23 protein-coding genes are annotated in these 23,954 nt (G+C 72.3%); 18 read left to right on the plus strand and 5 right to left on the minus strand.

From position 1 onward, the window contains the following. The first annotated feature begins 40 nt into the window (after window positions 1–40). The 6 genes from ACIRQ7_RS08550 to ACIRQ7_RS08575 all read left to right on the plus strand — a co-directional run bounded on the left by ACIRQ7_RS08550 (window position 41) and on the right by ACIRQ7_RS08575 (window position 5,909). A complete protein-coding gene (locus tag ACIRQ7_RS08550) occupies window positions 41–592 on the plus strand; it encodes a transglycosylase SLT domain-containing protein (protein WP_401468362.1) in 552 nt (183 codons plus the stop codon). 58 nt (window positions 593–650) lie between these two features. After that, a complete protein-coding gene (locus ACIRQ7_RS08555) occupies window positions 651–1,769 on the plus strand; it encodes an LCP family protein (RefSeq protein WP_404260958.1) in 1,119 nt (372 codons plus the stop codon). 44 nt (window positions 1,770–1,813) lie between these two features. Further along, a complete protein-coding gene (locus tag ACIRQ7_RS08560; RefSeq protein ID WP_404260960.1) occupies window positions 1,814–3,007 on the plus strand; it encodes an MFS transporter in 1,194 nt (397 codons plus the stop codon). 213 nt (window positions 3,008–3,220) lie between these two features. Beyond that, window positions 3,221–4,081 (plus strand): PaaX family transcriptional regulator C-terminal domain-containing protein, encoded by an 861-nt coding sequence (locus ACIRQ7_RS08565; RefSeq protein ID WP_401468353.1) that lies wholly within the window; start codon window positions 3,221–3,223, stop codon window positions 4,079–4,081. 249 nt (window positions 4,082–4,330) lie between these two features. Then, entirely contained in the window at window positions 4,331–4,840 is a 510-nt protein-coding gene (locus ACIRQ7_RS08570) for a DUF664 domain-containing protein (protein ID WP_404260962.1), read from the plus strand. 199 nt (window positions 4,841–5,039) lie between these two features. After that, window positions 5,040–5,909, plus strand: coding sequence for a universal stress protein (locus ACIRQ7_RS08575; protein ID WP_401468347.1), 870 nt, complete (start codon window positions 5,040–5,042; stop codon window positions 5,907–5,909). A 121-nt stretch (window positions 5,910–6,030) separates the two neighbouring features. On the opposite strand, the gene ACIRQ7_RS08580 is transcribed toward ACIRQ7_RS08575, so the two are convergent. After that, window positions 6,031–6,495 (minus strand): Crp/Fnr family transcriptional regulator, encoded by a 465-nt coding sequence (locus ACIRQ7_RS08580; protein WP_404260964.1) that lies wholly within the window; start codon window positions 6,493–6,495, stop codon window positions 6,031–6,033. A gap of 292 nt (window positions 6,496–6,787) precedes the next feature. Here ACIRQ7_RS08580 and ACIRQ7_RS08585 point away from each other — a divergent pair, with 292 nt between their 5' ends. Further along, window positions 6,788–7,225, plus strand: a complete 438-nt coding sequence (locus ACIRQ7_RS08585) for a hypothetical protein (RefSeq protein WP_401468341.1) — start codon at window positions 6,788–6,790, stop codon at window positions 7,223–7,225. Between the two features lie 168 nt (window positions 7,226–7,393). After that, a complete protein-coding gene (locus tag ACIRQ7_RS08590) occupies window positions 7,394–9,133 on the plus strand; it encodes a GAF domain-containing protein (protein WP_404260966.1) in 1,740 nt (579 codons plus the stop codon). A gap of 145 nt (window positions 9,134–9,278) precedes the next feature. Here the strand turns inward: ACIRQ7_RS08590 and ACIRQ7_RS08595 are convergent, their stop codons facing one another. After that, on the minus strand, window positions 9,279–9,992 hold the full coding sequence (locus tag ACIRQ7_RS08595) for a response regulator (protein WP_404260968.1): 714 nt from the start codon (window positions 9,990–9,992) through the stop codon (window positions 9,279–9,281). 194 nt (window positions 9,993–10,186) lie between these two features. Here ACIRQ7_RS08595 and ACIRQ7_RS08600 point away from each other — a divergent pair, with 194 nt between their 5' ends. Continuing rightward, window positions 10,187–10,762 carry a hypothetical protein gene (locus ACIRQ7_RS08600; RefSeq protein WP_404260969.1) on the plus strand — a complete coding sequence of 192 codons (576 nt, stop codon included), beginning with the start codon at window positions 10,187–10,189 and terminating at the stop codon, window positions 10,760–10,762. A gap of 139 nt (window positions 10,763–10,901) precedes the next feature. Here the strand turns inward: ACIRQ7_RS08600 and ACIRQ7_RS08605 are convergent, their stop codons facing one another. Continuing rightward, window positions 10,902–11,519, minus strand: a complete 618-nt coding sequence (locus ACIRQ7_RS08605) for a CBS domain-containing protein (protein ID WP_404260971.1) — start codon at window positions 11,517–11,519, stop codon at window positions 10,902–10,904. Between the two features lie 232 nt (window positions 11,520–11,751). Then, on the minus strand, window positions 11,752–12,072 hold the full coding sequence (locus tag ACIRQ7_RS08610; RefSeq protein ID WP_401468326.1) for a hypothetical protein: 321 nt from the start codon (window positions 12,070–12,072) through the stop codon (window positions 11,752–11,754). 440 nt (window positions 12,073–12,512) lie between these two features. On the opposite strand from ACIRQ7_RS08610, the gene ACIRQ7_RS08615 reads away from it, so the two are divergent. After that, the gene (locus ACIRQ7_RS08615; RefSeq protein ID WP_404260974.1) at window positions 12,513–13,511 is read left to right on the plus strand and encodes an aldo/keto reductase family protein; all 999 of its coding nucleotides are present in this window, start codon (window positions 12,513–12,515) and stop codon (window positions 13,509–13,511) included. A gap of 118 nt (window positions 13,512–13,629) precedes the next feature. Here ACIRQ7_RS08615 and ACIRQ7_RS08620 read toward each other — a convergent pair whose 3' ends face one another. Then, window positions 13,630–14,289 (minus strand): GntR family transcriptional regulator, encoded by a 660-nt coding sequence (locus ACIRQ7_RS08620; RefSeq protein WP_404260975.1) that lies wholly within the window; start codon window positions 14,287–14,289, stop codon window positions 13,630–13,632. Window positions 14,290–14,384: 95 nt separating this feature from the next. Between ACIRQ7_RS08620 and glyA the strand changes: the two genes are divergently transcribed. The 8 genes from glyA (at window position 14,385) to chvE (ending at window position 23,948) form a co-directional block, all read left to right on the plus strand. Beyond that, window positions 14,385–15,734, plus strand: a complete 1,350-nt coding sequence (glyA, locus tag ACIRQ7_RS08625) for a serine hydroxymethyltransferase (RefSeq protein WP_404260977.1) — start codon at window positions 14,385–14,387, stop codon at window positions 15,732–15,734. Next, window positions 15,731–16,951 (plus strand): sarcosine oxidase subunit beta family protein, encoded by a 1,221-nt coding sequence (locus tag ACIRQ7_RS08630; RefSeq protein ID WP_404260979.1) that lies wholly within the window; start codon window positions 15,731–15,733, stop codon window positions 16,949–16,951. The genes glyA and ACIRQ7_RS08630 overlap by 4 nt, the downstream gene beginning before the upstream one ends. 12 nt (window positions 16,952–16,963) lie before the next feature. Continuing rightward, window positions 16,964–17,332 carry a sarcosine oxidase subunit delta gene (locus tag ACIRQ7_RS08635; protein WP_404260981.1) on the plus strand — a complete coding sequence of 123 codons (369 nt, stop codon included), beginning with the start codon at window positions 16,964–16,966 and terminating at the stop codon, window positions 17,330–17,332. Beyond that, on the plus strand, window positions 17,329–20,232 hold the full coding sequence (locus tag ACIRQ7_RS08640) for a sarcosine oxidase subunit alpha family protein (protein ID WP_404260983.1): 2,904 nt from the start codon (window positions 17,329–17,331) through the stop codon (window positions 20,230–20,232). Before ACIRQ7_RS08635 ends, ACIRQ7_RS08640 begins: the two co-directional genes overlap by 4 nt. Then, window positions 20,225–20,842, plus strand: a complete 618-nt coding sequence (locus ACIRQ7_RS08645) for a sarcosine oxidase subunit gamma (protein WP_404260984.1) — start codon at window positions 20,225–20,227, stop codon at window positions 20,840–20,842. The genes ACIRQ7_RS08640 and ACIRQ7_RS08645 overlap by 8 nt, the downstream gene beginning before the upstream one ends. Before the next feature lie 614 nt (window positions 20,843–21,456). Continuing rightward, on the plus strand, window positions 21,457–21,711 hold the full coding sequence (locus tag ACIRQ7_RS08650) for a hypothetical protein (protein ID WP_404260986.1): 255 nt from the start codon (window positions 21,457–21,459) through the stop codon (window positions 21,709–21,711). Beyond that, window positions 21,712–22,512, plus strand: coding sequence for a uracil-DNA glycosylase (locus ACIRQ7_RS08655; protein WP_404260988.1), 801 nt, complete (start codon window positions 21,712–21,714; stop codon window positions 22,510–22,512). 383 nt (window positions 22,513–22,895) lie between these two features. After that, window positions 22,896–23,948, plus strand: a complete 1,053-nt coding sequence (gene chvE / locus ACIRQ7_RS08660; protein ID WP_404261358.1) for a multiple monosaccharide ABC transporter substrate-binding protein — start codon at window positions 22,896–22,898, stop codon at window positions 23,946–23,948. The last annotated feature ends 6 nt before the right edge of the window (window positions 23,949–23,954 follow it).

Below are 23,954 nucleotides of genomic sequence, written 5' to 3' on the forward strand. Positions count from 1 at the left end.
GTGGATTTCCCTTGATCACCTAGCGAAGAGGTACTTCCGCATGCCCGCCATCACCAGCACCACCACGAACCGCAACGCCCGCGTCCGCAAGTTCTCGGTCGCCGGTATCGCCGCCGTCGGCGCGGCCGCCGCGGCTCTCTCCATCGCCCCCTCCCCCGCACACGCCGCCGAGAAGCCGGCGTCGCACAGCGTCTCGTCCGCCCAGGTCTCCGCGGCCGGTGTCGCGAAGCAGGCCGATACGGCCGCCAAGAAGGCCGAGAAGAAGACTTATCCGGACAACCTGGATGGCTGGATCCGCGAGTCGCTCGACATCATGAAGGCCAAGGGCATCCCCGGCAGCTACGAGGGCATTCACCGCAACATCATTCGTGAGTCCGGCGGCGACCCCAATGCCTCGAACGACTGGGACGTGAACGCCCAGAACGGCACCCCGTCCAAGGGCCTGCTGCAGGTCATCCAGCCGACCTTTGACGCCAACCACGTCGAGGGCACCCCGAACAAGCTGACCGACCCGGTCGCCAACATCACCGCGGCCGCCAACTACGCCGCCGACAAGTACGGCTCGATCGACAACGTCGACTCCGCCTACTGAGCCGTCCGCGAGCGAATCACGCGCAACGACGCACAGGACGGATAAGGACGGATAACGCATGCCGCACGAGAGCGGGAACCACACACCGGAGCCTGCCGGCCCCCTGCCGGCCGGTGCCGGACCGCGCAAGGGGCGGCGCCCGCGGCGCCGGGCACTGCGTATCACTGCCTGGGTCGCCGTGGGGGTGGTGGCGCTCGGAGGAACGGGCGTCGCCTACCTCTGGTCCCACCTCAACGGCAACCTCAAGGGCGTGAACATCGACGCGGCGCTCGGCAAGGACCGTCCCAAGGAGGCGCACAACGGCGCCATGAACATCCTTCTGCTCGGCTCCGACTCGCGGGCGGGAACGCACGGCAAGTACGGCAAGGGCGTCAGCGGCGCCCGGTCGGACACCACGATGGTGCTGCACGTCAACAAGAACCACGACAAGGCAAGCGTCGTGAGCATCCCGCGCGACACCATGGTCCAGCGGCCCGAGTGCCCCAAGCCGCACGGCGGTAGTGCACCCGGCGCGCACCAGGCGATGTTCAACGAGTCATACCAAGTGGGCGGCCCCGGCTGCACCGTGAAGACCGTCGAGAAGATGTCCGGTGTCCGCATGGACCACTACATGGAAGTCGACTTCACCGGCTTCAAGAAGATGATCGACCAGCTCGGTGGCGTCGACATCATCACGAGTCAGCCGGTCAAGGACCCCAACAGCCACCTCGATCTGACCGCCGGCAAGCACAACCTCAAGGGTGAGCAGGCGCTCGGCCTCGTACGGACCCGGCACGGTGTGGGAGACGGCAGCGACCTGGGCCGGATCCAGCTCCAGCAGGCGTTCATCAAGGCCCTGACCCACCAGGTGGACAGCATCGGGCTGTTCGGGAACCCCGCCAAGCTCTACGACCTCGCCGACACCGCGACCAAGACCGTCAGTGCCGACTCCGGTCTGGCGTCCACCGGCAAGCTGCTGAGTCTGGTCAAGGACCTCAAGGGCATCAGCCCGCAGCACATGAACATGGTCACGATGCCGGTCACCTACGACCCCGAGAACCCCGACCGGGTGCTGCCGCTGCACAACGCCTCGGAGAAGGTCTGGAAGGCGCTGCGCGCCGACCGGCCGATACCGAAGTCGGCGGTGCAGGACTCGGTGGGCGACAAGGGCAACACGCCGGTGACCGCGAGTTCCTGAGGACACCGGCCCGGGGCGGTGCGCGCGAACCTAGTGTTGCTGTCATGATCAGTAGCAGTAGAGCGCCGCACCGCCTCGGCTATTCGGCGGCGGCCGGAGTGTTCGCCATCGGTATGGCCGGCACGACCCTGCCCACTCCGCTGTACGGGCTCTACCGGGCCGAGCTCGGGTTCTCGGAGCTGGTGGTGACGGTGGTCTTCGCCGCCTACGCCCTCGGGGTCATCACCGTTCTCCTGCTCGCCGGCAACCTCTCCGACGAGATGGGCCGGCGCCCGGTCCTGCTGTGCGCGCTGGGCCTGTCCGCGGCCAGCGCGCTGTGCTTCCTGTTCGAGGGCGGGCTGCCGCTGTTGCTGACGGGCCGGGTGCTGTCGGGGTTCGCCGCAGGGTTGTTCAGCGGTGCCGCGACGGCCGCCGTGCTGGAGCTGGCCAAGCCCGGCCAGGAGGCGCACGCGGGGTTCGCCGCGACCGCCGCGAACATGGGCGGCCTGGGGTGCGGGCCACTGCTCTCCGGGCTGTTGGCCCAGTACGCCCCCTTTCCCCTGACGCTGCCGTTCCTGGCACATCTGTTGCTGGTGGCGGTGGCGTGCGTGGTGACCTGGCTGCTGCCGGAGACCGTCCGGCGGCCGGGGCGCCCCTCCCGGCTGCGGCTCCAGGGGCTTTCCCTGCCGCGGGAGGTCCGGGGCGTCTTCCCCGCTTCGGCCGTCGCCGCGTTCGCCGGTTTCGCCCTGCTGGGGCTGTTCACGGCGGTCGCGCCGAGCTTTGTGGCCGAGACGCTGGACGTGCACAATCTGGCGGTCACCGGGGCCATCGTGTTCACCGTGTTCCTGGGGTCGACCCTGGGGCAGTTGCTTTCCGGACGGCTGGGGGTGCGGCGTGCACTGCCCGGCGGCTGCCTGGTGCTGGTGGTGGGCCTGCTGCTGGTGGGCACGTCGCTGGCCGTGACCTCGCTGCCGGTGCTGGTCATCGGTGCGGTGTGCGGCGGCGTCGGCCAGGGGCTGGCCTTCCGTGCCGGTCTGACCGCGGTGAGTGCCGCGGCGCCGCCCGAGCACCGGGGCGGCACCATTTCGGCGTTCTTCCTCGTGGCCTATCTGGGCATTTCGCTGCCGGTCGTCGGCGTGGGGGCGCTCACCCTGTCGCTGGGCCTGCGCGGTGCGGGGCTGACCTTCGCCGGCTGCGTCATCGCGCTCGCCGTGTGCGTCGGCCTGTATGTGCTGCGCAATCCGCCGGCGGACACCTGAGCCAACCGGCAGCTCATCCCAACTGCCTCTCGCAGTAATGGAATTGAGGCTTTCGCGGCGACGCGGGGCCGGACTCGTCAGTGCCCTTCGACTGATGCGCGAGGGGGGCACGGACGCGGAGGCGCGGGCCGCGGTCACCCGGCCGTCCGGACCTCCCGCCCCTGGCGGCCGCCGGCCTGCCGGGCGCCCCGGAGCCGTTGCTACCCTGCCCGCGTGACGACCGCCGCAGCATCAGACGACCCCGCGAAGGGTGAACCGACCGCGAGTTCCGCGCAGCCGCGCCAGTTCATCGTGACTGTGTACGGCCTGTACTCCAGGACCGAGGGCGGCTGGCTGTCGGTGGCGTCCCTGATCAGCCTGCTCGCGGACCTCGGCATCGACGCACCGGCCGTACGCTCCTCCATCTCCCGGCTCAAGCGGCGCGGGATCGTGCACTCCGAGCGGCGGGACGGCACGGCGGGCTACGCCCTGTCCGACGAGGGCCTGGCGGTGTTGCGGGAGGGCGACCACCGGATCTTCCGCAAGGAGCGGGCGACCCTGGCCGACGGCTGGTTGCTCGCGGTCTTCTCGGTACCGGAATCCGAGCGCAGCAAGCGTCATCTGCTGCGCTCCCGGCTCAACCGCCTCGGCTTCGGCACGACCTCGTCGGGGGTCTACATCGCCCCGGCGCATCTCTACGACACCACCGCCGAGATGCTGCGCCGCCTGGGTCTGGACGGTTACGCGGACCTGTTCCGCGCCGACCATCTCGCCTTCAGCGGCCTTGCGGACAAGGTGCGCCAGTGGTGGGACCTGGACCAACTCGAAGAGCTCTACGGCGAGTTCGTCCGCCGGCACGGCACGGTTCTGGAGGGCGGGGCGCGCCGCGCCAGGACCGGCGAACGGGAGGCGTTCGTCGACTACGTCAAGGTGCTCACCGACTGGCGGCAACTGCCCTATCTCGACCCCGGCCTGCCGCAGGAACTGCTGCCGCCCGACTGGATCGGCATCCGCGCCGCGGACCTGTTCTTCACCCTCCAGTCGCGGCTGGAGGGCAGCGCCCGCGCGTACGTCGCGGGCGCGCTCACCCGCTGACACCGCCGCACCGCGGGCAGCCCCGCGCCGCGGTGATGTCGACACGACCCGGGCCGCGCGTCAGCACACGATTGCCCGGCAGGGTGCCAGGACGGCGCGGACCGACTCTTCCCATGACGACAGTCAGGGGCGCGCGCTCCCCAGAAGCGGCTGTCCGCCGTTGAACTGCGTGTCACCCCGCCCACCGCCCGCTCGTCTGCTTGCCTGGTGCCGATCCACGCCCTGCTCACCACTGCCCGAGGAGACGGCATGACCGCCGGCACCGACCTGCTCAGCGACGCCTTCGGGCGGATCCGGGAGATCGTCGACGACGTCGTCGCCGGTCTCGGCCCCGACGACCTCGCCGAGCGGCTCGACGAGGACACCAACTCGATCGGCTGGCTCGTCTGGCACCTCACCCGCATCCAGGACGATCACCTCGCCGGTGCCGCCGGCACCGAGCAGCTCTGGACCGCGCAGGGCTGGTTCGACCGCTTCGCGCTGCCGTTCGCCACCGGCGACACCGGATACGGCCACTCGCCCGAAGAGGTCGCGGCGGTCAACGGACCGAGCGCGGAGCTGCTCGGCGACTACCACGGCGCCGTGCACGACCGCACCGTCGAATACCTCGCCGAAATCGACGACAAGGACCTCAAACGCGTCATCGACCGGGCCTGGTCACCCCCCGTCACCCTGGGCATCCGCCTCGTCAGCGTCGTCGCCGACAATCTCCAGCACGCCGGCCAGGCCGCCTTCATCCGGGGCATGCTGGTTCGCTAGGACCTCGCGTCCGTGTCAGGCGGGACCAGGGTCGGTCCGCGGAGGGGACGGGGACCGGCTTCGCGGATACCCGTGGCGCCGTTGGGGCGCGGCCGGTTCTCCTCCCAGGAAGGGCCGGGTGGCTCATGCCGTAACCCGCCCGGGACCGATCATCCTGGAAAGGAACCCGCTCGGACCGCCCGAGGAACGGAGCGAGCGCATGAACGACGTCATCACTGTCGGCCTGGACGGCACTCCCGAGTCCGTGACCGCCGTGCTGTGGGCCGCGCAGGAAGCCCGGCTGCGCGGTGACCGGCTGCGGCTGGTGCACGCATGGGCGCTGCTCGCGCCGGAGACGTCCACGCCTGCTCCCGGTGCGAAGGACCAGAATTACTGGCCGCACCGGATCATGGAAGAGGCCAGTGCGGCCGTCCGGGCCCACCACCCTGACCTGCCGTTGGAGGAGGTCCTGGTCCCGCTCGACCCGCTGGAGGCGCTCAAGGACGCGGCCGGCACCTCCGGCCTGCTGGTCCTCGGCTCGCGCGACCTCGGCCCGTTGGAGAAGTACGTACTGGGCGAGGTCGGCCTGCAGCTGATCGCGCACATCGGGACGCCGACGGTGCTCGTGCGGGCCCGGCAGGACTCCGCGTCGGTCAGGGGCGACGGGGACGTGGTGCTGGGGCTGAGTCTGCACGAGCCGTGCGAGGCGCTGCTCGCGTTCGCGTTCGGCACGGCCGCCCGGCGGGGTGTCCCCCTGTGTGCCGTGCACGGCAGGCGGCTTCCCTCGCATGCGTACAACCGTGGTGGCGGGGTGGATCCGATCATCGCGAAGGACGTGGTGGACGACGCCCAACGGGGTCTGTCCGAGGCGCTGCGTCCCTGGCGGGAGAAGTTTCCGGACGTGCGGGTGGTGGACCGGGTGGAGCTGGAGAGCCCCGCGCGGGCGCTGCTGCGCGACGCCGCGGACGCCGGGCTGCTGGTGGTCGGGCGGCGGCACAAGCGGCGGCTGCTGACGCCCCGGATCGGCCATGTCGTGCAGGCGGTGGTGCATCACGCCGCGTGTCCGGTCGCGGTCGTCCCGCACGAGTGACCGTGCACGCGTGCACGAGTGACCGTCGGGGGCCTTGAGTGACCACGCCCACGACTGGCCGCGGGTGACCGCGGCGCGGACGGGTCAGGGTGCTGACGGGTCAGGTCAGGGTGCTGACGGGTCAGGGCGAGGCCGGGATGATGCGTGCGCCGGGCGGGCCGTAGAGGTCGAGCAGATGCCTGCGGGTGGCCTGCAGACGGTGGGCGAGCACGTCGAGCACCCGGTGGGTCACCGCGAGACCGAGCGCGGTGTCGGCCTCACACAGGGCGCGTACCGCCCTCGCGTCGAATTCGTGGGCGCGTACGGGAGAGGAGGCCTCGGCGCCCACCTGCCAGGTGTACGGCGGGACCAGCCACGACCACCCCAGCAGGTCGCCGTGTCCCAGCATCCCGACGTGGGCCGGCAGCCGGTCGCACACCTGGATGTCGAGGTTGACCGAGCCGGTATGGATGATCCAGAAGTGGTCGGCGAGGCCGCCCTCCTCGAAGATCCGGGCGCCCGCCTCGAACGCGACATCGTGGGCGAACTCCATGAGGCGGTCCCGGCCGTCCGGTGGCAGCACATCGAGAAGTGCGGTGGTGGTCATGGTGCCCTCCAGGGCGGCCGCGCGGACAGCGTGCCGGCGACCGTCGCTCGGCTGCTGGTGCCTCCAGACTGCGCGTACGGTGCGCGGGCCGGGGAGGGGCTGTTCGGCTCGGGGCAAGGGCCTGATGGGCCCATTGGGGCGCCGGGCCGGGAGGGCTCAGGCGCACCCATGTGGCCCGGCCGCCGGGGCCGAACGACCCACAGACGGCCGACGGCCGGGGTGCCACGCTGAGATCACTGCCTGACCTGGCACATCAGGTCGGCGACGCGGGATTCTCACAAAGGAGCTGGACATGGCCACTCATGTCGGAGCCGGGCACCACGCCGGCGCGGCCGCCCGTTCTTCCTCACACACCGCGGTCTCCGGCTGGACCGCCTTCGCCGCCGCCCTGATGATCTTCGGGGGCTGCATGGCGATCCTGGAGGGCATCGCGGCCATCGCGAAGGACAGCGTGTTCGTCGCGACGAGCAACTACACGTTCCAGTTCAGCCTCACGAGCTGGGGCTGGATCCACATGGTCCTCGGCATCGTGATCGCCCTGGCCGGCATGGCGCTGTTCACCGGGGCCATGTGGGCACGAGTCGTGGGCGTCGGCCTCGCCGGCATCGCCATGGTCGCCAACTTCCTGTGGGCGCCGTACTACCCCTTCTGGGCCGTGGCGCTGATCGCGGTGAACGGCTTCATCATCTGGGCACTGTGCGCCGGCATGAGGGACACCGCACCACGGTAGCCACACGGCGGAGGGAACCCGCGCGGGGCGGACAAGGTCCGGCGCCGGGGGCGGGGCGCGTAAGCGCTCCGCCCCCGGCGCCGCGCTCGTCACAAGATGCCGCAGATGCCACGGCGGCTACCGTGGAGACGTGGCCCCGCCCACCGTGCGCGGGGGCACGGCGGAGGCATGGTGGGCGACGACGGGACCAGCCGGAGGGGCGCCACACGACGGCGCCTGGACGCACTGCCGGAAGACCTCCAGGAACGCCTGGACGCCGTGCAGCAGAGCTCCGGCGAGTCGCTCCACCTCCTTCTCGAAGCGGTCCTCTCGGTGGGCAGAGGGCTGGAACTGCCCCAGGTGCTGCGTCGCATCGTGGAGGCCGCGGTGGTCCTGGTGGATGCCGAGTTCGGCGCGCTGGGTGTCGTCGGTGAGGACACCCGGCTTTCGCAGTTCCTGCCGGTCGGGCTCACCGACGAGGAACAGCGGGCCATCGGCCGGCTCCCCGCCGGGCACGGCATCCTGGGTGAGCTGATCCGGCACCCCGAGCCGCTGCGGCTCGCGGAACTCTCCGCCCATCCGTCGTCGTACGGCTTCCCGGACCGTCATCCGCCGATGCACTCCTTCCTCGGGGTGCCCATCAAGGTGCGGGACGAGGTGTTCGGCACTCTCTACCTCACCGAGAAGCGGGGTGGCGGGGCGTTCGGCGCGGAGGACGAGACGGTGCTGTCGACGCTCGCCGTGGCCGCGGGCGTCGCCATCGAGAACGCCCGGCTGTACGAGGAGGCCCGCTACCGCCAGCTGTGGCTGGAGGCCAACGGCGAGATCGTCGCCGGTCTGCTGCCCGGGAGCCTGCGCCAGGGTGCGGACGAACTGCAGGTGCTCCGGCTGATCGTCGACCACGCGCTGCGTATCCTGTCGGCCGACCTCGGGGTCCTGGCGCTGCCCTGCGAGGGCAACGCGCTGCGCGTGGTGCTGGCGTCCGGTGTCGACGCGGCGGCGCACCACGGCCTGGTGCTGCCTCATGAGGGGTCGTTCATCGGCACGGCCCTCGACGCGGGACGGCCGTTGATCAGCCACGATGTCGAGCACGACCCGAGAATCACCGCGGGCCCGCCGCGCTGGAAGGGCCTGGGGCCGGCGGTCGCCGTCCCGATGATCACCGGTGAGCGGACCCGCGGGGTGCTGCTGCTGGCCCGGCTCCACGAGCGCCATCCGTTCACCGAGCCGGAGACCGCCCCGCTGCTGACCTTCGCCGGGCAGGCGGCGCTCGCGATGGAACTGGCCGAGCAGCGCCAGTCGGCGGAGCAGCTCGCCCTGCTGGAGGACCGCGACCGGATCGCCCGCGATCTGCACGATCTGGCCATCCAGCGGCTCTTCGCGACCGGCATGACGCTGCAGAGCGCGGTGCGCTTCGTGGATCATCCCGAGGCCAGCGAGCGGCTGCTGCGCGCGGTGGACGACCTGGACGAGACGATCAAGATCATCCGGTCCACCATCTTCGGGCTTCGCGCCCATGACACGGGCCGGGCCAGCCACGGACTGCGGATGCGGACCGTGACGGCGGTGGAACAGGCGGCGCGCTCCCTGGGCTTCACCCCGTCCCTCCACATGGAGGGGCTCATCGACACGGACATACCGGCGGACATCGCGGAGCACGTGGTGGCGGTGCTCGCCGAGGCCCTCAGCAACGCCACCCGGCACGCGCACGCCACCGCCGTGGATGTCGCGCTGCGGGTGCGCGAGGGGACGCTGCGCCTGGCCGTCACGGACAACGGGGTGGGCATGGCACCGGACGGCCGCCGCAGCGGGCTGCGCAATCTGGCCAAGCGGGCCGAGAGCCTGGACGGCACGCTGACGGTCGAGGTGCCCGGGGACGGCGGCACCCGGCTGGTGTGGCAGGTGCCGCTGCCGCTCACCACGGCCTGAGGACCGGGCGGCGAGGGGGCGGGGTGGCTCGTGGGGCGGGGTGGCTCGTGGGGCGGGCGGGGCGCGGAGGGCCCGGCACGTACGCGTACGGGACCGTGCGCGTACGAGAACCGGTCCTGACGGGAGCCGGTGCTGACGGGCCGCCTCAGATCCGGTGTGTTCCCGTGTCGGCGGAGGGCGCGGGTGGCGGGGCGGCCTGGGTGGCGAGGACCGCGGCCTGGATACGGCGCTCGACGCCGAGCTTGGCCAGCAGCCGGGAGATGTGATTCTTGACGGTCTTCTCGGAGAGGTAGAGCCGGCCGCCGATCTGGCGGTTCGTCAGCCCTTCGCCGATCAGGCCGAGGATCTCCCGCTCCCGGGGCGAGAGTCCGGCCAGCGCGTCCGGCTCCGGCTCCACGTCGGAGTCCTCGCCGCGCAGGCTGTTCATCAGCCGTGCCGTGGTCGCCGGGTCGAGCATCGAGCGCCCGGAGGCGACCGTGCGCACCGCGGCGACCAGGTCGGCCCCCTTGATCTCCTTCAGGACGTAACCGGCCGCACCCGCCATGATCGCGTCGAGCAACGCGTCGTCGTCGTCGAACGAGGTGAGCATCAGGCAGGCCAGTTGGGGCATGTGCGAGCGCAGCTCCCGGCAGACGGTGATCCCGTCACCGTCGGGCAGCCGCACATCGAGCACCGCCACATCCGGCCGCAGGGCCGGCCCGCGGGCCAGCGCATGGTCGGCGCTGCCGGCATCACCGACCACCTCGATGTCGGGTTCCGCGTCGAGCAGATCCTGCACACCGCGCCGGACCACTTCGTGATCGTCGAGCAGGAACACCCTGATCGGCCGCTGCGGTGAGAATGCGCCCTCGTCGGTCATGGTGCCCTCCACGCGGTTGTGCGGCATCGGCCCGCCCCACCCATCCTGGCCCGCGCGGGCCGGGCGTGCCAGGGCCGAAGGGGTCCGTGCCCGCCGCGGCAGGCACCCACCGGCCACCGGGCAGGGCCGTTCGGCCCCTCTTGCCGCCCTGCGATGCGTGCCACGGTCGTGGCAGAGGTGAAAGGGGGTGCGTGATGCCGCTGAAGGACATCCTCTTGCACCTGCGCCGGAGCCCGCTCAGGCGCCGCTCGGACCTCGCGGAGGCCTGGATGGTGCTGGCCACCGGGGCACTGATCGCCGTGGCGGCACCGGCCGCCGGGCTGACGGCCGCGAACGCCGTACAGGCCGCCGGTGAACGCCAGAGCCAGGACCGGCAGACGGTCTCCGCGGTGCTGACCGAGAACCCCCCGGACCGCATCGGCGTCGACACCATGAGCGGCGTCACCAGCCCGGTCCACGCCACGGTGCGGTGGACGGCGACCAACGGTGCGGTCCATACGGGCGAGACGGAGGTGGCGCCGCACCTGCGGGCCGGCGACCGGACCACCGCCTGGCTCGACGGGCGCGGCGCCCTGCTGCGGGATCCCGTCACGCCCACGGACGTACGGGGCCAGAGCATCGCGCTCGGCACGGTGGCCGCGAGCGGCACCTGCCTGCTGCTGATAGGCGCCGAACGGGCCGGCGGCGCTCTGCTCACCCGTCATCGCTCCACTCAGTGGGAGCGGGAGTGGGTGGAAGTCGACACCCAGTGGGGGCGCCGCGAGGCGTGAGGCCCGCGGTGCGGGATCCGGGCCTGACACCTCGGGGCATGTTTGCGGGATGCGGGACCCTGGCCTCGGCCCGGGTCCCGCAAGCGTGCCGCGGCCCCACGGTGACCGGGAGCCGCCCCCCTTGATTGCCGTGTACCGGCTACGCCGGCTGGTGGTGCGCCGCCTCGTGGCGGTGGGTGAGGCGGTCGACGACCGCGATCACACCGTCGACCTGGCGGGTCATCCGGACGGCGATGGCCGCGTCACCGCTGTTCTCCAGGCGGCCCGTCAGCGTCACCACGCCGGCGTCGACCGCGACAGTGACGGTGTGCGGGGACAGCCACAGCGCGCGGACCATGATCTCGTCGAGCACTTCCTCACGGATCTCCGTGTCCGTGCGCAGGAAGATCCGGAGCAGGTCGCGGCGGGTGACCATCCCGACGAGGCGGGCCTCCTCGTCGACGACCGGCAGCCGCTCCACACGGTGCTCGGTCATGAGGCGGGCCGCCCGCACGAGGGAGTCATCGGCGCGTACGGTGCGCGGCGGGACGGACATCAGCTCGGCGGCCGTGGCCGCGGTGCTCTTGCCGGCCGGCCGTGCGGGGCGCTTGAGGTCGGTCGCGGAGACGACCCCGAGCACCTTGTCGTCGGCGTCCACCACCGGCAGCCCGCTGATGTCGTGCTCGGCCAGCAGCCGTGCGATGTCCGGGCCCGGCATGGTGCCCCGCGCCCGCACGACATCGCCGCTCATCACGCTTCCGACCCTGCGGCGCTTCATCTCGTGCCCCTTTCCGAAGCGCACCGGCTCCGCGGGCCTCGGGCATCCGCCCAGGACGACGCCGCGCGTCTGCCTTCCCCGGCCCCGGATTCCCACCATCGGCCGCCGCGGCGCCCGTTCACAGGGGCCGTCCGGGCCGGCCGGGGACCGACCGGCCCCAGTACCGGCGGCGCGGCAGGAGCCGGCGTGCGCCGCGCGGTAGCCGGTGCCCCGGGGGCGCGGCGGCGAAGGGCTACGTGGAGGCGTTCTCGTCGGTGACGAGCCGCAGGGCGGGCGGCGGAGGGGCGAAGGCGCCGAGCGCGAGCGCCGCCTCGCGCCAATGGGCGGCGAGTTTGAGCAGCCGCTCGGTGTCGGTGGAAAAGCCCGGCCGCGCGGCGCCCGGCACGGTCGGGCACAGGAGGGCGGCTGCGAAGCGGACCGCGTGCAGGGCGGCGGTGGCGTGCGGCTCGACGCCATCGCCCTGCAGGCGCCGCAGCGTGTCGAGCCGGCCGGCGGCATCGAGCAGTTCGTTGTAGGCGTCCTCGTACGCACCGTGGGTCGTGACGTCATCCACGGGGATCTCCTCCCGCGTTCGGGTGGGACTGGATCTGGAGACGGTAGCGGAACTCGGCTGCTCCGGGCGGCGAACAGGCCGGGCCGGCGGTCGGATTCGGACGGCGGGTGGCTCTGTCATCGCCCGTGTCCACACTGTCAGTTGAGGACCGCGAGGCCGATGTGCCGGAGGGGCGCGGCGGTGCTCACGCCGTAATGAGCGGTCCTGTCATCCTCGACGGTGCAGGTGAGCACCGGCAGCAGCCGACCGCGGGGGCCACGGCGACTCCCACCATGCCGTCGACCGGCGCCGGTTCGGCATCAGGGCCGCGGCGCGAGCGGGCCCCGACGACTGGAAACCGGCGTCGCGGGCAGGATCGACCGGAGCGCGGCGCGGGAGCCGGGCGCGCACCGGATCCCGGGCCGCGCCCCCATCCGTCACCAGCCGAAGAGAGTTCGTCCATGGAATTCCGCCGACTCGGCCGCAGCGGCCTGACGATCAGCGAGATCGCGTACGGCAACTGGCTCACTCACGGTTCCCAGGTGGAGGAGGACACGGCAGCCGCCTGTATCCGCGCCGCCCTGGATGCCGGGATCACCACCTTCGACACCGCGGACGTCTACGCCGAGACCCGCGCCGAGGCCGTGCTCGGCCGGGCGTTGCACGGTGAGCGCCGGGAGGGACTGGAGATCTTCACCAAGGTCTACTTCCCGACCGGCCCCGGCCGCAACGACCGCGGCCTGGGCCGCAAGCACATCATGGAGTCGATCGACAACTCCCTGCGCCGGCTGCGGACCGACTACGTCGACCTCTACCAGGCACACCGCTACGACCACTCCACCCCGCTGGAGGAGACCATGGAGGCCTTCGCCGACGTGGTCCGCTCCGGCAAGGCCCACTACATCGGCGTCTCGGAGTGGACGGCCGAGCAGTTGCGCGCCGGCCATGAGCTGGCCCGCGAGTTGCGGGTGCCGCTGATCTCCAACCAGCCCCAGTACTCCGCGCTGTGGAGGGTCATCGAGGCCGATGTGGTGCCTGCTTCGCAGGAGCTGGGCATCAGCCAGGTGGTGTGGTCTCCGCTCGCCCAGGGCGTTCTGACGGGCAAGTACACGCCGGGCGGCGCTCCTCCGGCGGGCTCCCGCGCCACCGATGAGAAGGGCGGCGCCACCTTCGTCGCCGGCTGGCTGCGCGACGAGGTGCTGGAGCGGGTCCAGAGGCTGCAACCCCTCGCCGATCAGGCGGACTTGACGCTCGCCCAGCTCTCGGTGGCGTGGGTGCTGCAGAACCCCAACGTGGCCACCGCCATCATGGGCGCCTCGCGCCCGGGGCAGGTCGCGGAGAACGTCAAGGCAGCGGGTGTGCGGCTCGACGCGGATCTGCTGAAGGCGGTGGATGACGCGCTGGATCCGGTGGTGGAGCGCGATCCGGGCCTGACCGCCGGGCATCCCGGCAACGACTGACCGGACACCCCAAGGACGTCCGGGCCCCCGGCGCACGGCTCGCCCACGGAGTCGTACGCCGGGGGCCCGCTCGTCATGTCCCGCGCGGGTAACCGCTGTTGGGCTCGCGCGGTGAGCTTCAGATGGCGGCGCGGATGGCCTGTTCGAAGCCGTCGACGTGACTGCCGGCGAGTGCGCCTGCCTTGTCCGGATCGCCGGCGACGACGGCGCGCAGCAGCGGGCCGTGTTCGCCGACGTGTCCGGCCATGCCGGGCAGCCGGTCGACGAACAGGCACCAGACGCGGGTGGCGAGGTTGTCGTAGCGCACCAGGGTGTCTTCCAGGTACGGGTTGTGCGTCGCGGCGTAGATGGCGCGGTGGACCTGGAGGTCCAGGCGCAGGTGGGCATCGGCGCTGCGCCGCTGGGCGCGGTCGCTCTCCAGCTCTTCGAGGAGGGCGGTGAGCCGGTCGCGGTCGTCGTCCGTCGCCCGCCGGGCGGCCTGCGCGGCGGCCATCGGCTCCAGCTGGCGGCGCACCTCGGAGATATGGGCCAGGTCCGTGATGTTGACCTCGGTGGCGAAGGTGCCGCGCCGGGGGTAGCTGGCGATCAGCCGCTCGTACTGCAGCCGCTTGAGGGCTTCGCGGACGGGCGTGCGGCCGAATCCGAGGGACTGCGCGAGCTGGTCCTCGTTGATCGGCGCGCCGGGGCGGATGTCGAGCATGACGAGGCGGTCGCGGAGGTCCCGATAGGCGCGTTCGGCGTACGAGAGGTCCTCGGCGGCCGGCTCCGCAGGCTTCATCTGGCCCCCCTTGACCTGTTCAACGGACTCCCATACCTTACCGCAAGGGCTGATATATCAGTTGCCCATCAACCGCTTTTCAGGATGGTGCGCAGATGCCGGAGAATCCCTCGGTCACCACCGACAGCTCACCCCTCGACCTCCCGCTCAGCACTCTCGACCCCGAGGTCGCCGCGGCGATCGACGCGGAACTGGACCGCCAGCAGTCGACCCTCGAAATGATCGCGTCGGAGAATTTCGCGCCCGCCGCGGTGATGCAGGCGCAGGGGTCGGTGCTCACCAACAAGTACGCCGAGGGCTATCCCGGCCGCCGCTACTACGGCGGCTGCGAGCATGTCGACGTCATCGAGCGCCTCGCCGTCGAGCGCGTCAAGGAACTCTTCGGCGCCGAGGCCGCCAACGTCCAGCCGCACTCCGGAGCACAGGCCAACGCCGCCGCGATGGCCGCACTGCTGGAGCCCGGGGACACCCTCCTCGGCCTCGACCTCACGCACGGCGGCCACCTCACCCACGGCATGCGGCTCAACTTCTCCGGCCGCCTCTACGACGTGGTCCCCTACCACGTACGGGAGTCCGACCTCCGCGTCGACATGGACGAGGTGGCGCGGCTGGCCCACGCGCACCGGCCGAAGATGATCGTCGCGGGCTGGTCGGCCTACCCGCGGCAGCTGGACTTCGCGGCCTTCCGCCGGATCGCGGACGAGGTCGGCGCCTTTCTGCTGGTCGACATGGCGCACTTCGCGGGGCTGGTGGCCGCGGGACTGCATCCCAGCCCGGTGCCGTACGCCGATGTCGTCACCACGACCACGCACAAGACGCTGGGCGGGCCGCGCGGCGGGGTGATCCTGAGCCGGGCGGCGCTCGCCAAGAAGATCAACAGCGCGGTCTTCCCCGGCCAGCAGGGCGGACCCCTGGAGCATGTGATCGCCGCGAAGGCCGTCGCCTTCCACGCCGCCGCCTCGGCCGGCTTCCGCGAGCGCCAGCAGCGGACCCTGGCGGGCGCCCGGATCCTGGCCGGCCGGCTGCTGGCCGACGATATCGCCGAGGCCGGCATCTCCGTCCTGACCGGCGGCACCGAGGTGCATCTCGTCCTCGTCGACCTGCGGGACTCGGCGCTGGACGGACGGCAGGCCGAGGACCGGCTGCACCGCATCGGGATCACCGTCAACCGCAACGCGGTGCCCTTCGATCCGCGCCCCCCGATGGTGTCCTCGGGGCTGCGCATCGGCACCCCTGCCCTGGCCACCCGGGGCTTTGGCGCCGCGGAATTCCGGGAGGTCGCCGACATCATCGCGCAGGCGCTGAAGGGCGACGCGGGCGACAGCGGGGAGCCGACCCGCAACCACGGGCTGAACGACGTACGGGCCGGAGTGCTGCGCGACCGCGTGACGGCGCTGGCGAAGTCGTTCCCGCTCTACGACCACCTGGGGGGATCCGCCGTATGAGCACCGCACCGCTGCCGGAACACCCGGAACACCTCTGGCGCAACCCCGAGCCCCGCTCCTCCTACGACGTCATCATCGTCGGCGGCGGCGGACACGGCCTGGCCACCGCCTACTACCTCGCCGCCGTCCACGGCATCACCAACGTCGCCGTCCTGGAGAAGGGCTGGCTGGCCGGCGGCAACATGGCGCGCAACACCACCATCATCCGCTCCAACTACCTCTGGGACGAGAGCGCGGCGATGTACGAGTACGCGCTGAAGCTGTGGGAACGGCTGCCCGAGGAGCTGGACTACGACTTCCTCTTCAGCCAGCGCGGCGTGCTCAATCTCGCGCACACCCTCCAGGACGTCCGCGAGGGCACCCGGCGGGCCAACGCCAACCGCCTCAACGGCGTGGGCTCCGTATGGCTCACCCCGGACGAGGTCGCCGAGGTCTGCCCGATCCTCAACACCTCGCCCGACACCCGCTATCCGGTGCTCGGCGGCACCTACCAGCCCCGGGCCGGGATCGCCAAGCACGACCACGTCGCCTGGGCGCTGGCCCGCCGCGCGGACCAGCTGGGCGTCGACCTCATCCAGGGCTGCGAGGTGACGGGGTTCGTCAAGAACGGCGACCGGGTCACCGGGGTCGAGACCAACCGCGGGCGGATCCACGCCGGACGGGTCGGGCTCGCCGCCGCCGGGCACAGCAGTGTGCTCGCCGAACGTGCCGGATTCCGGCTGCCCGTGCAGTCCCACCCCCTCCAGGCCCTCGTCTCCGAGCTGCACGAACCGGTCCACCCGACCGTCGTGATGTCCAACCACGTGCACGTGTATGTCTCGCAGGCCCACAAGGGCGAGCTGGTGATGGGAGCCGGCGTCGACTCCTACAACGGCTACGGGCAGCGCGGTGCGTTCCACGTCATCGAGGAGCAGATGGCGGCGGCCGTGGAGCTGTTCCCCGTGTTCGCCCGCGCGCATGTGCTGCGCACCTGGGGCGGCATCGTCGACGTCACCCCCGACGCCTCCCCCGTCATCGGTGCCACGCCCGTCGGCAATCTCTTCGTCAACTGCGGCTGGGGAACGGGCGGTTTCAAGGCCACCCCGGCGGCCGGCTTCACCTTCGCCCACACGCTCGCCACCGGCGCGCCGCACCCCCTCAACGAGCCCTTCGCCCTCGACCGCTTCACCACGGGCGCCCTCATCGACGAACACGGCGCAGCGGCCGTGGCCCACTGAGAGAAGGTCATCGTGCTTCTGCTGAACTGCCCCTGGTGCGGTCCGCGCGACGAGACCGAATTCCACTACGGGGGCCAGGCCCATATCGCCTTCCCCGCGGCCCCTGCCGAGCTGGACGACCGGGAGTGGGCCGAGTACGTCTTCTACCGCGACAACCCCAAGGGGCCGTTCGCCGAGCGGTGGATGCACGGCACCGGCTGCCGACGCTGGTTCAACGCCGTGCGGGACACCGTGAGTTACCGCGTGCTGGCCACCTACCGGCCCGGCGACCCGAGCCCGGTGACCCCCGGCGACGGAGATCCGCCGGCCACCGGCCCGTCAGCCGACGCACCGCGCACCGACGACCGCCGGATGGCGGAAGAGGCCGGAGGACCCCGATGACCGACCAGCACTTCCGGCTGCCCCGCGGTGGCCGGATCGACCGCACCACCGCACTGCGCTTCACCCTCGACGGGCGGGAGCTGACCGGCCATCCGGGCGACACCGTCGCCTCCGCGATGCTGGCGTGCGGCGTCATCGAGGTGGCGCCGTCCCTCTACCGGGCCCGCCCGCGCGGCATCCTCGCCGCGGGCACCGAGGAACCCAACGCCCTGCTCCGGCTCGCCGGGCCGTGCGCGGAGAGCATGCTGCCGGCCACGACCGTCGAGCTCCACGACGGGCTCGCCGCCACCACCCTCTCCGGCCGTGGCCGGCTCGACCCGACGCCCGACACCGCCGTGTACGACAAGAAGTACGTGCACACCGATGTGCTGGTCGTCGGCGCCGGACCGGCCGGCCTCGCGGCGGCCGCGGCGGCGACCGCGACCGGCGCCCGGGTGATCCTCCTCGACGAACAGCCGGAAACCGGCGGTGCGTTGCTCTCCGAGAGGGCGGGGGCGGCCGGGAGCGAGGACCTCCGTGCGTGGGCGGCCGCGACCCGCGCCGCGCTCGCGGCCGCCCCCGAGACCCGGGTGCTGACCCGGACCAGCGCCTTCGGCTCGTACGACGGCAACTACGTGCTGGCCGTGCAGCGCCGCACCGACCACCTCGGGGACGACGCCCCCGCGGGGGTCTCACGGCAGCGGCTGTGGCACATCCGGGCCCGCCAGGTCGTGCTGGCGACCGGCGCCCATGAACGGCCGATGGTGTTCGCGGGGAACGACCGGCCGGGCGTGATGCTGGCGTCCGCGGTGCGGACCTACCTCAACCGCTATGCGGTGGCGCCCGGTTCGCGGGTCGTGGTCGCCACCACCAACGACAGCGCGTACGCCACCGCGGAGGATCTGGTCGCCGCCGGTGTCACGGTCGCCGCCGTCGTTGATGCCCGCCACCAACTGTCGCCATGTGCGGCGGAGTTCGCCGTCGCGACCGGTGTGCGGGTGGACAGCGCGAGCGCCGTGACGGACACCGCGGGCGCCTCCCGGCTCACCGGTGTCACGCTCCGCGCCCTGGACGAGGAGGGGCTGCCCACCGGGCCGGGCCAGGACGTCGACTGCGATCTGCTGGCCGTATCGGGCGGCTGGAGTCCGGTGGTGCATCTGCACAGCCAGCGGCAGGGCACCCTGCGCTGGGACGCCGAGCGCGCGGCCTTCCTGCCCTCCGAGGCCGTTGACGGGCAGCATCTGGCCGGTGCCGTGTCGGGCACCTACGACGTCGCCGGCTGCCTCGCGGAGGGGGCGTGGGCCGGCGCGCGGGCGGCAGCAGCGGCCGGGCATCCGCACTCGGAGGCGGACACGCCGCCGCTGCCCGCCCCGCCCGCGTACGGGGCCGTCACGCCCGCCCCCGTACGCCCGTTGTGGCTGGTCGCGGGCGACGGGGCCGATCCGGGCGACTGGGACCGGCACTTCGTCGACCTGCAGCGCGATGTCACCGTCGCCGATGTGCACCGCGCCACCGGCGCCGGGATGCGCGGCGCCGAGCACATCAAGCGCTACACCTCACTCGGCACCGCCAACGACCAGGGCAAGACGTCCGGTGTCAACGCCATCGGGGTCATCGCCGCACTGCTCGGCGAGGAATCGCCCGGCGGGATCGGGACCACCACCTACCGCGCGCCCTACACGCCGGTGTCCTTCGCCGCGCTGGCCGGGCGAGAGCGCGGCGCGCTCTTCGACCCGGTGCGCCGGACCGCGCTGCACGACCGGCACGTCGAGCGGGGCGCGGAGTTCGAGGACGTCGGCCAGTGGAAGCGGCCCCGGTATTACCCGCTGCCCGGCGAGGACATGGACACCGCCGTGATCCGCGAGTGCCGGGCGGCCCGCGAGGGGGTGGCCTTCATGGACGCCTCCACCCTCGGCAAGATCGAGATCTGGGGCGCGGACGCCGGGGAATTCCTCAACCGCATCTACACCAACGGCTTCAAGAAGCTGAAGCCCGGCCTCGCCCGTTACGGAGTGATGTGCAAGCCGGACGGCATGATCTTCGACGACGGGGTCACGCTCCGCCTCGCCGAGGACCGCTACTTCATGACGACCACGACCGGCAACGCGGCGGCCGTACTGGACTGGCTGGAGGAATGGCTGCAGACCGAATGGCCCGGACTCGACGTCAGCTGCACCTCGGTCACCGAGCAGTGGACCACCGTCGCCGTGGTCGGGCCCCGCTCCCGTGACGTGATCGCGCGGCTCGCCCCGGACCTGGACGTCAGCAACGACGCCTTCCCCTTCATGGCGGTGCGCGAGACCACCCTGGCCTCCGGCATCCCGGCCCGCGTGTGCCGGATCTCCTTCTCCGGTGAACTCGCCTACGAGATCAACGTATCCGCCTGGTACGGCCGGGCCGTATGGGACCAGGTCGACGAGGCCGCCCGCCCCTTCGGCGGCACGCCCTACGGCACCGAGACGATGCATGTGCTGCGCGCCGAAAAGGGCTTCATCATCGTCGGCCAGGACACCGACGGCACCGTCACACCGCAGGACGCCGGAATGTCCTGGGTGGTCTCCCGACTGAAGGACTTCGTCGGCAAACGCTCCTTCACCCGCCCCGACACCGCCCGCACCGACCGCCGGCACCTGGTCGGGCTGCTGCCCACCGACCGCAGCACCCGGCTGCCCGAGGGCACCCAGATCATCGACGAAGGGGTCCCGCTCACTCCCGCGGACGGGCCCGTGCCGATGCTGGGCCACGTCACCTCCAGCTACTACAGCCCGGCGCTCGGCCGGCCGTTCGCGCTGGCCTTGGTGTCCGCGGGCCGCGACCGGGCCGGCGCGACACTGCGCGCCGTGGTCGGCGACGAACTGGTGCCCGTCGAGGTGGGCTCCCCCGTGCTCTACGACCCCGAAGGGACCAAGCGAGATGGCTGACCTCTCCGCCGCCGGACCGGCCGCGCTGCGCCGCAGCCCGCTGGCACACCTCACCGGCGCCCTGCGCGCCGCCACCGTCACCGGGCCACGGGCGGTGTCCCTCGCCGAGTGGCCCTGCGCCTCGATGACGGCACTGCGCGCCGACCCCGACTCCCCGGCGGCGGGCCGGCTCGCCAAGACCCTGGGCGGCCCGCTGCCCACCCGGTGCGGCGACACGGCGACCGCCCGCGGCCGCACCGCCCTGTGGCTGGGCCCCGATGAATGGCTGGTCGTCTCGCCGCCCGGGGCGCCGTCCGTCACCGACGAGCTGCAGGAGGCGCTCGCCGGGGAGCCCGGATCGGTGGTGGACGTCTCCGCCAACCGCACCGTGCTGGAGCTGCGCGGCCCGGCCGCCCGCGAGGTGCTGGAGAAGGGCTGCGCGCTCGATCTCCATCCGCGTGCCTTCGGCCGCGGACAGGCTCTGGCCACCCGGATCGGGCCGGTGCCGGTCATCCTGTGGCAGACCGGCGACGACGCCTACCGGCTGCTGCCCCGTTCCTCGTTCGCCGACCACCTCGCGCACTGGCTCATGGACGCGATGAGCGAGTACGCCCTGCCGGAGGTGCCCTGACGCCTGCCGCGCGCCCCCCGCGTGCGTCCCCGCCCCGCCCGGCGCCTCGCGCGTCAGGGCGGGGATGGTGCCACGCCGGCCGGACTGCCGGGAGCTGCCGGGAGCTGCCGGATGACCGGCTGTGGTGGACGGCGTCCTCCTCGGCCCTGCTGGTGGGGGGTGAGGCGCAGTGCGGGCTCCGCGTCCGGCCGCGAGGGCGGCGTGCTGCCCGGACGGTCGCACACGGCCGTCGGCCCACCGGCTGGAGCCCGGATCCGGTCGCCCCCGTCACACCATGGAACTCCGTTGCCACACAACGGACTTGGCGGCATTCGGGTACGTGGGGGGAGGTTCTGCCGGTGCATGCGGGCACAGGGCCTGGCGATCACCGCCCCACCGGCCGAGGCGCGCGGGGCGTCCGGCCTTCGGCGTTCGGCATCCACCGCCCGCCGCTCGCCGCTCGCGCCATGCTCACGTGCCGGTCCTTGGCCGAAGTGCGCGCAGGCCCGCCGCGGCGTCCACGCCGCGGCGGCCCGGCGCCGCGCCCCCACGTCGCTCTCGTGCCGTGGTGCGGCCGCCGGAGCGCAATGACGGAGCACAATGAGGACGTCGTCCGGTCGTCCCAGGGAGGCAGCATGCCCGTCGCGCAGGTCCGCACCGTCGCCCTGGGCTGTCCCGAGCCGCGGGCATTCGCCGGCTTCTTCAGGCGGCTGCCGGGCGGCGAGGCCGCGGGCGAGGCGTGTGCCGGCCGGGTCGGTCTCCGGGTGGACGGCGCCTGGCGGCCCGCGTTCCCGCACGCCCCCGGCCGCGTCGCCCCACACCGGTTCCGTGCCGACCCGGCCCGCCGCCCCTACCGCCTCATCCGGCCGGACGCGCGCGACGGTTCGTAGATGGCCGAGTCCGTACCGGCGGGCCCGCCGCCGGCCCGCAGCGACGTCATGTTCCCGGCGTATCACGCGCCGCGCTGCCGCGACCTTGCCGAGCTGGACGCGCGGGTGGCCGGCTGCCGGGCCTGTCCCCGGCTGGTGGAGTGGCGGGAGGAGGTGGCCCGGACGCGGCGCGCGGCCTTCCGTGACCAGGAGTACTGGGGAAAGCCGGTGCCGGGATTCGGGGCACCGGACGCGGCCCTGGCGATCGTCGGGCTGGCACCCGCCGCGCACGGCGGCAACCGCACCGGCCGGATGTTCACCGGCGACGACTCGGGCGACTTCCTGTTCGCGGCGCTGCATGCCGTCGGCCTCGCGTCGCAGCCCACCGCGACGCACCGCGGGGACGGGCTGGAGCTGTACGGGGTGCGGGTCAGCGCGCCCGTCCACTGCGCTCCGCCGGAGAACAAGCCCACCCCCACCGAGCGCGACACCTGCCGGCCGTGGTTGTCCGCGGAGTTGGATCTCCTGGGTCCCGGGCTGCGTACGGTCCTCGCGCTGGGGGCGTTCGGGTGGCAGGCGCTGCTGCCGGTCCTCGGCGCTGCGGGGTGGCAACTCCCCCGCCCCCGGCCCGCGTTCGGCCACGGCGCGCAGCTGACGCTGCCCGCGAACGGCAGTCGGCAGGAGCTGCACGTGCTCGGCAGCTATCACCCGAGCCGGCGCAACACGTTCACCGGCCGGCTCACCTTTGCGATGCTCGTCGCGCTGCTCTCCCGTGCCGCGGGGCTCGCGGGACTGGCAGGCCAGGGGCCCGCGACGGGGTGAGCGGCGCCCTGGTCCGGGGGCCGGGACGGCGTCCGGCAGGCGCCGGCGGTGGGGCGGCCGCGATACGCAACGGTGACCCACGGGGCTCTTGACGACCCCACTGTTAGCGTTAACACTCAGGTGCACCAGGCCGGATGACGGGCCTGGCCGGACGGCGGCCGGGCCCGTTCCGGCGGCCGTGTCCGTACACCCACCGGGCACGGCCCGGCGCCGCGCCCGGTGCCACCGGTGACGGCGTCCGCACCGCCGGACCACGGCGTACGGACACCCCGGCGCCCCGCGCCGCCCCACCCGGTCATTCAGGTCATTCAGGTCACGGCCCACCTCTGGAGGAATGTGTGCGGAAGGTTTTGACAGGCCTCGCGGCCGCGGCGCTCGCCCTGATGCTGGCGGCCTGCGGCCAGAGCGCCAACGGCGTGGGCCCGCACGCGGATCGAGGGGACGCCAAGGGCAGCCTGGTCGGCATCGCGATGCCCACGAAGTCCTCGCAGCGCTGGATCGACGACGGCCGCAGCATGGTCGAGCAGTTCCGGGACAAGGGCTACCGGACCGACCTCCAGTACGGCGACGACGTCGTCGAGAACCAGGTCTCCCAGATCGAGAACATGATCACCAAGGGCGCCCGGTTGCTGGTGATCGCCGCGATCGACGGCTCCTCACTCTCCGACGTCCTGCAGCGGGCCGCGGAGGCGAACATCAAGGTGATCTCCTACGACCGGCTGCTGCTGGGCACCGAGAACGTCGACTACTACGCGACCTTCGACAACGAGCAGGTCGGCGTGTTGCAGGGCACCTATATCGCCGACAGGCTCGGCCTGAAGAAGGGCAAGGGCCCGTTCACCATCGAGCTGTTCGGCGGCTCACCGGACGACAACAACTCCGCCTACTTCTTCAAGGGCGCGATGAGCGTCCTCAAGCCGTACCTCAGCTCCGGAAAACTCGTCGTCCGCAGCCGGCAGACCCGCTTCAACCAGCTGGCCACCCTGCGCTGGGACGGCGGGATCGCCCAGTCCCGGATGGACAACCTCCTGAGCAAGGCCTATTCGTCCCACCGGGTCGACGCGGTGCTCTCGCCCTACGACGGCATCTCGATCGGCGTCCTGTCCTCCCTCAAGAGCGTCGGCTACGGCGACGCGGGCCGGCCGCTGCCGATCGTCACCGGCCAGGACGCCGAGATCCCCTCGGTGAAGTCCATCATCGCGGGCGAACAGACCCAGACCGTCTACAAGGACACCCGCAAGCTCGCCGAGGTCGCGGTCCAGATGGGCAACGCGGTGCTCACCGGCGGCAAACCCAAGGTCAACGACACCGAGCAGTACGACAACGGCACCAAGGTCGTCCCCGCCTATCTGCTGCAGCCGGTCAGCGTGGACAAGGACAACTACCGCAAGGTGCTGGTGGATTCCGGGCAGTACACGCCCGCCCAGCTCAAGTAGCCCCCG

It is taken from the genome of Streptomyces sp. NPDC101393 (genome assembly GCF_044767385.1).
Lineage (GTDB): Bacteria > Actinomycetota > Actinomycetes > Streptomycetales > Streptomycetaceae > Streptomyces.

Bases quoted from the DNA above. Each gene is read 5' to 3' on its own strand.
- ACIRQ7_RS08550 (WP_401468362.1), top strand. From the start codon at position 41: ATGCCCGCCATCACCAGCACCACCACGAACCGCAACGCCCGCGTCCGC.
- ACIRQ7_RS08555 (WP_404260958.1), top strand. From the start codon at position 651: ATGCCGCACGAGAGCGGGAACCACACACCGGAGCCTGCCGGCCCCCTG.
- ACIRQ7_RS08560 (WP_404260960.1), top strand. From the start codon at position 1,814: ATGATCAGTAGCAGTAGAGCGCCGCACCGCCTCGGCTATTCGGCGGCG.
- ACIRQ7_RS08570 (WP_404260962.1), top strand. From the start codon at position 4,331: ATGACCGCCGGCACCGACCTGCTCAGCGACGCCTTCGGGCGGATCCGG.
- ACIRQ7_RS08575 (WP_401468347.1), top strand. From the start codon at position 5,040: ATGAACGACGTCATCACTGTCGGCCTGGACGGCACTCCCGAGTCCGTG.
- ACIRQ7_RS08580 (WP_404260964.1), bottom strand. From the start codon at position 6,495: ATGACCACCACCGCACTTCTCGATGTGCTGCCACCGGACGGCCGGGAC.
- ACIRQ7_RS08585 (WP_401468341.1), top strand. From the start codon at position 6,788: ATGGCCACTCATGTCGGAGCCGGGCACCACGCCGGCGCGGCCGCCCGT.
- ACIRQ7_RS08590 (WP_404260966.1), top strand. From the start codon at position 7,394: ATGGTGGGCGACGACGGGACCAGCCGGAGGGGCGCCACACGACGGCGC.
- ACIRQ7_RS08595 (WP_404260968.1), bottom strand. From the start codon at position 9,992: ATGACCGACGAGGGCGCATTCTCACCGCAGCGGCCGATCAGGGTGTTC.
- ACIRQ7_RS08600 (WP_404260969.1), top strand. From the start codon at position 10,187: ATGCCGCTGAAGGACATCCTCTTGCACCTGCGCCGGAGCCCGCTCAGG.
- ACIRQ7_RS08605 (WP_404260971.1), bottom strand. From the start codon at position 11,519: ATGAAGCGCCGCAGGGTCGGAAGCGTGATGAGCGGCGATGTCGTGCGG.
- ACIRQ7_RS08615 (WP_404260974.1), top strand. From the start codon at position 12,513: ATGGAATTCCGCCGACTCGGCCGCAGCGGCCTGACGATCAGCGAGATC.
- ACIRQ7_RS08620 (WP_404260975.1), bottom strand. From the start codon at position 14,289: ATGAAGCCTGCGGAGCCGGCCGCCGAGGACCTCTCGTACGCCGAACGC.
- glyA (WP_404260977.1), top strand. From the start codon at position 14,385: ATGCCGGAGAATCCCTCGGTCACCACCGACAGCTCACCCCTCGACCTC.
- ACIRQ7_RS08630 (WP_404260979.1), top strand. From the start codon at position 15,731: ATGAGCACCGCACCGCTGCCGGAACACCCGGAACACCTCTGGCGCAAC.
- ACIRQ7_RS08640 (WP_404260983.1), top strand. From the start codon at position 17,329: ATGACCGACCAGCACTTCCGGCTGCCCCGCGGTGGCCGGATCGACCGC.
- ACIRQ7_RS08645 (WP_404260984.1), top strand. From the start codon at position 20,225: ATGGCTGACCTCTCCGCCGCCGGACCGGCCGCGCTGCGCCGCAGCCCG.
- ACIRQ7_RS08650 (WP_404260986.1), top strand. From the start codon at position 21,457: ATGCCCGTCGCGCAGGTCCGCACCGTCGCCCTGGGCTGTCCCGAGCCG.
- ACIRQ7_RS08655 (WP_404260988.1), top strand. From the start codon at position 21,712: ATGGCCGAGTCCGTACCGGCGGGCCCGCCGCCGGCCCGCAGCGACGTC.
- chvE (WP_404261358.1), top strand. From the start codon at position 22,896: ATGCTGGCGGCCTGCGGCCAGAGCGCCAACGGCGTGGGCCCGCACGCG.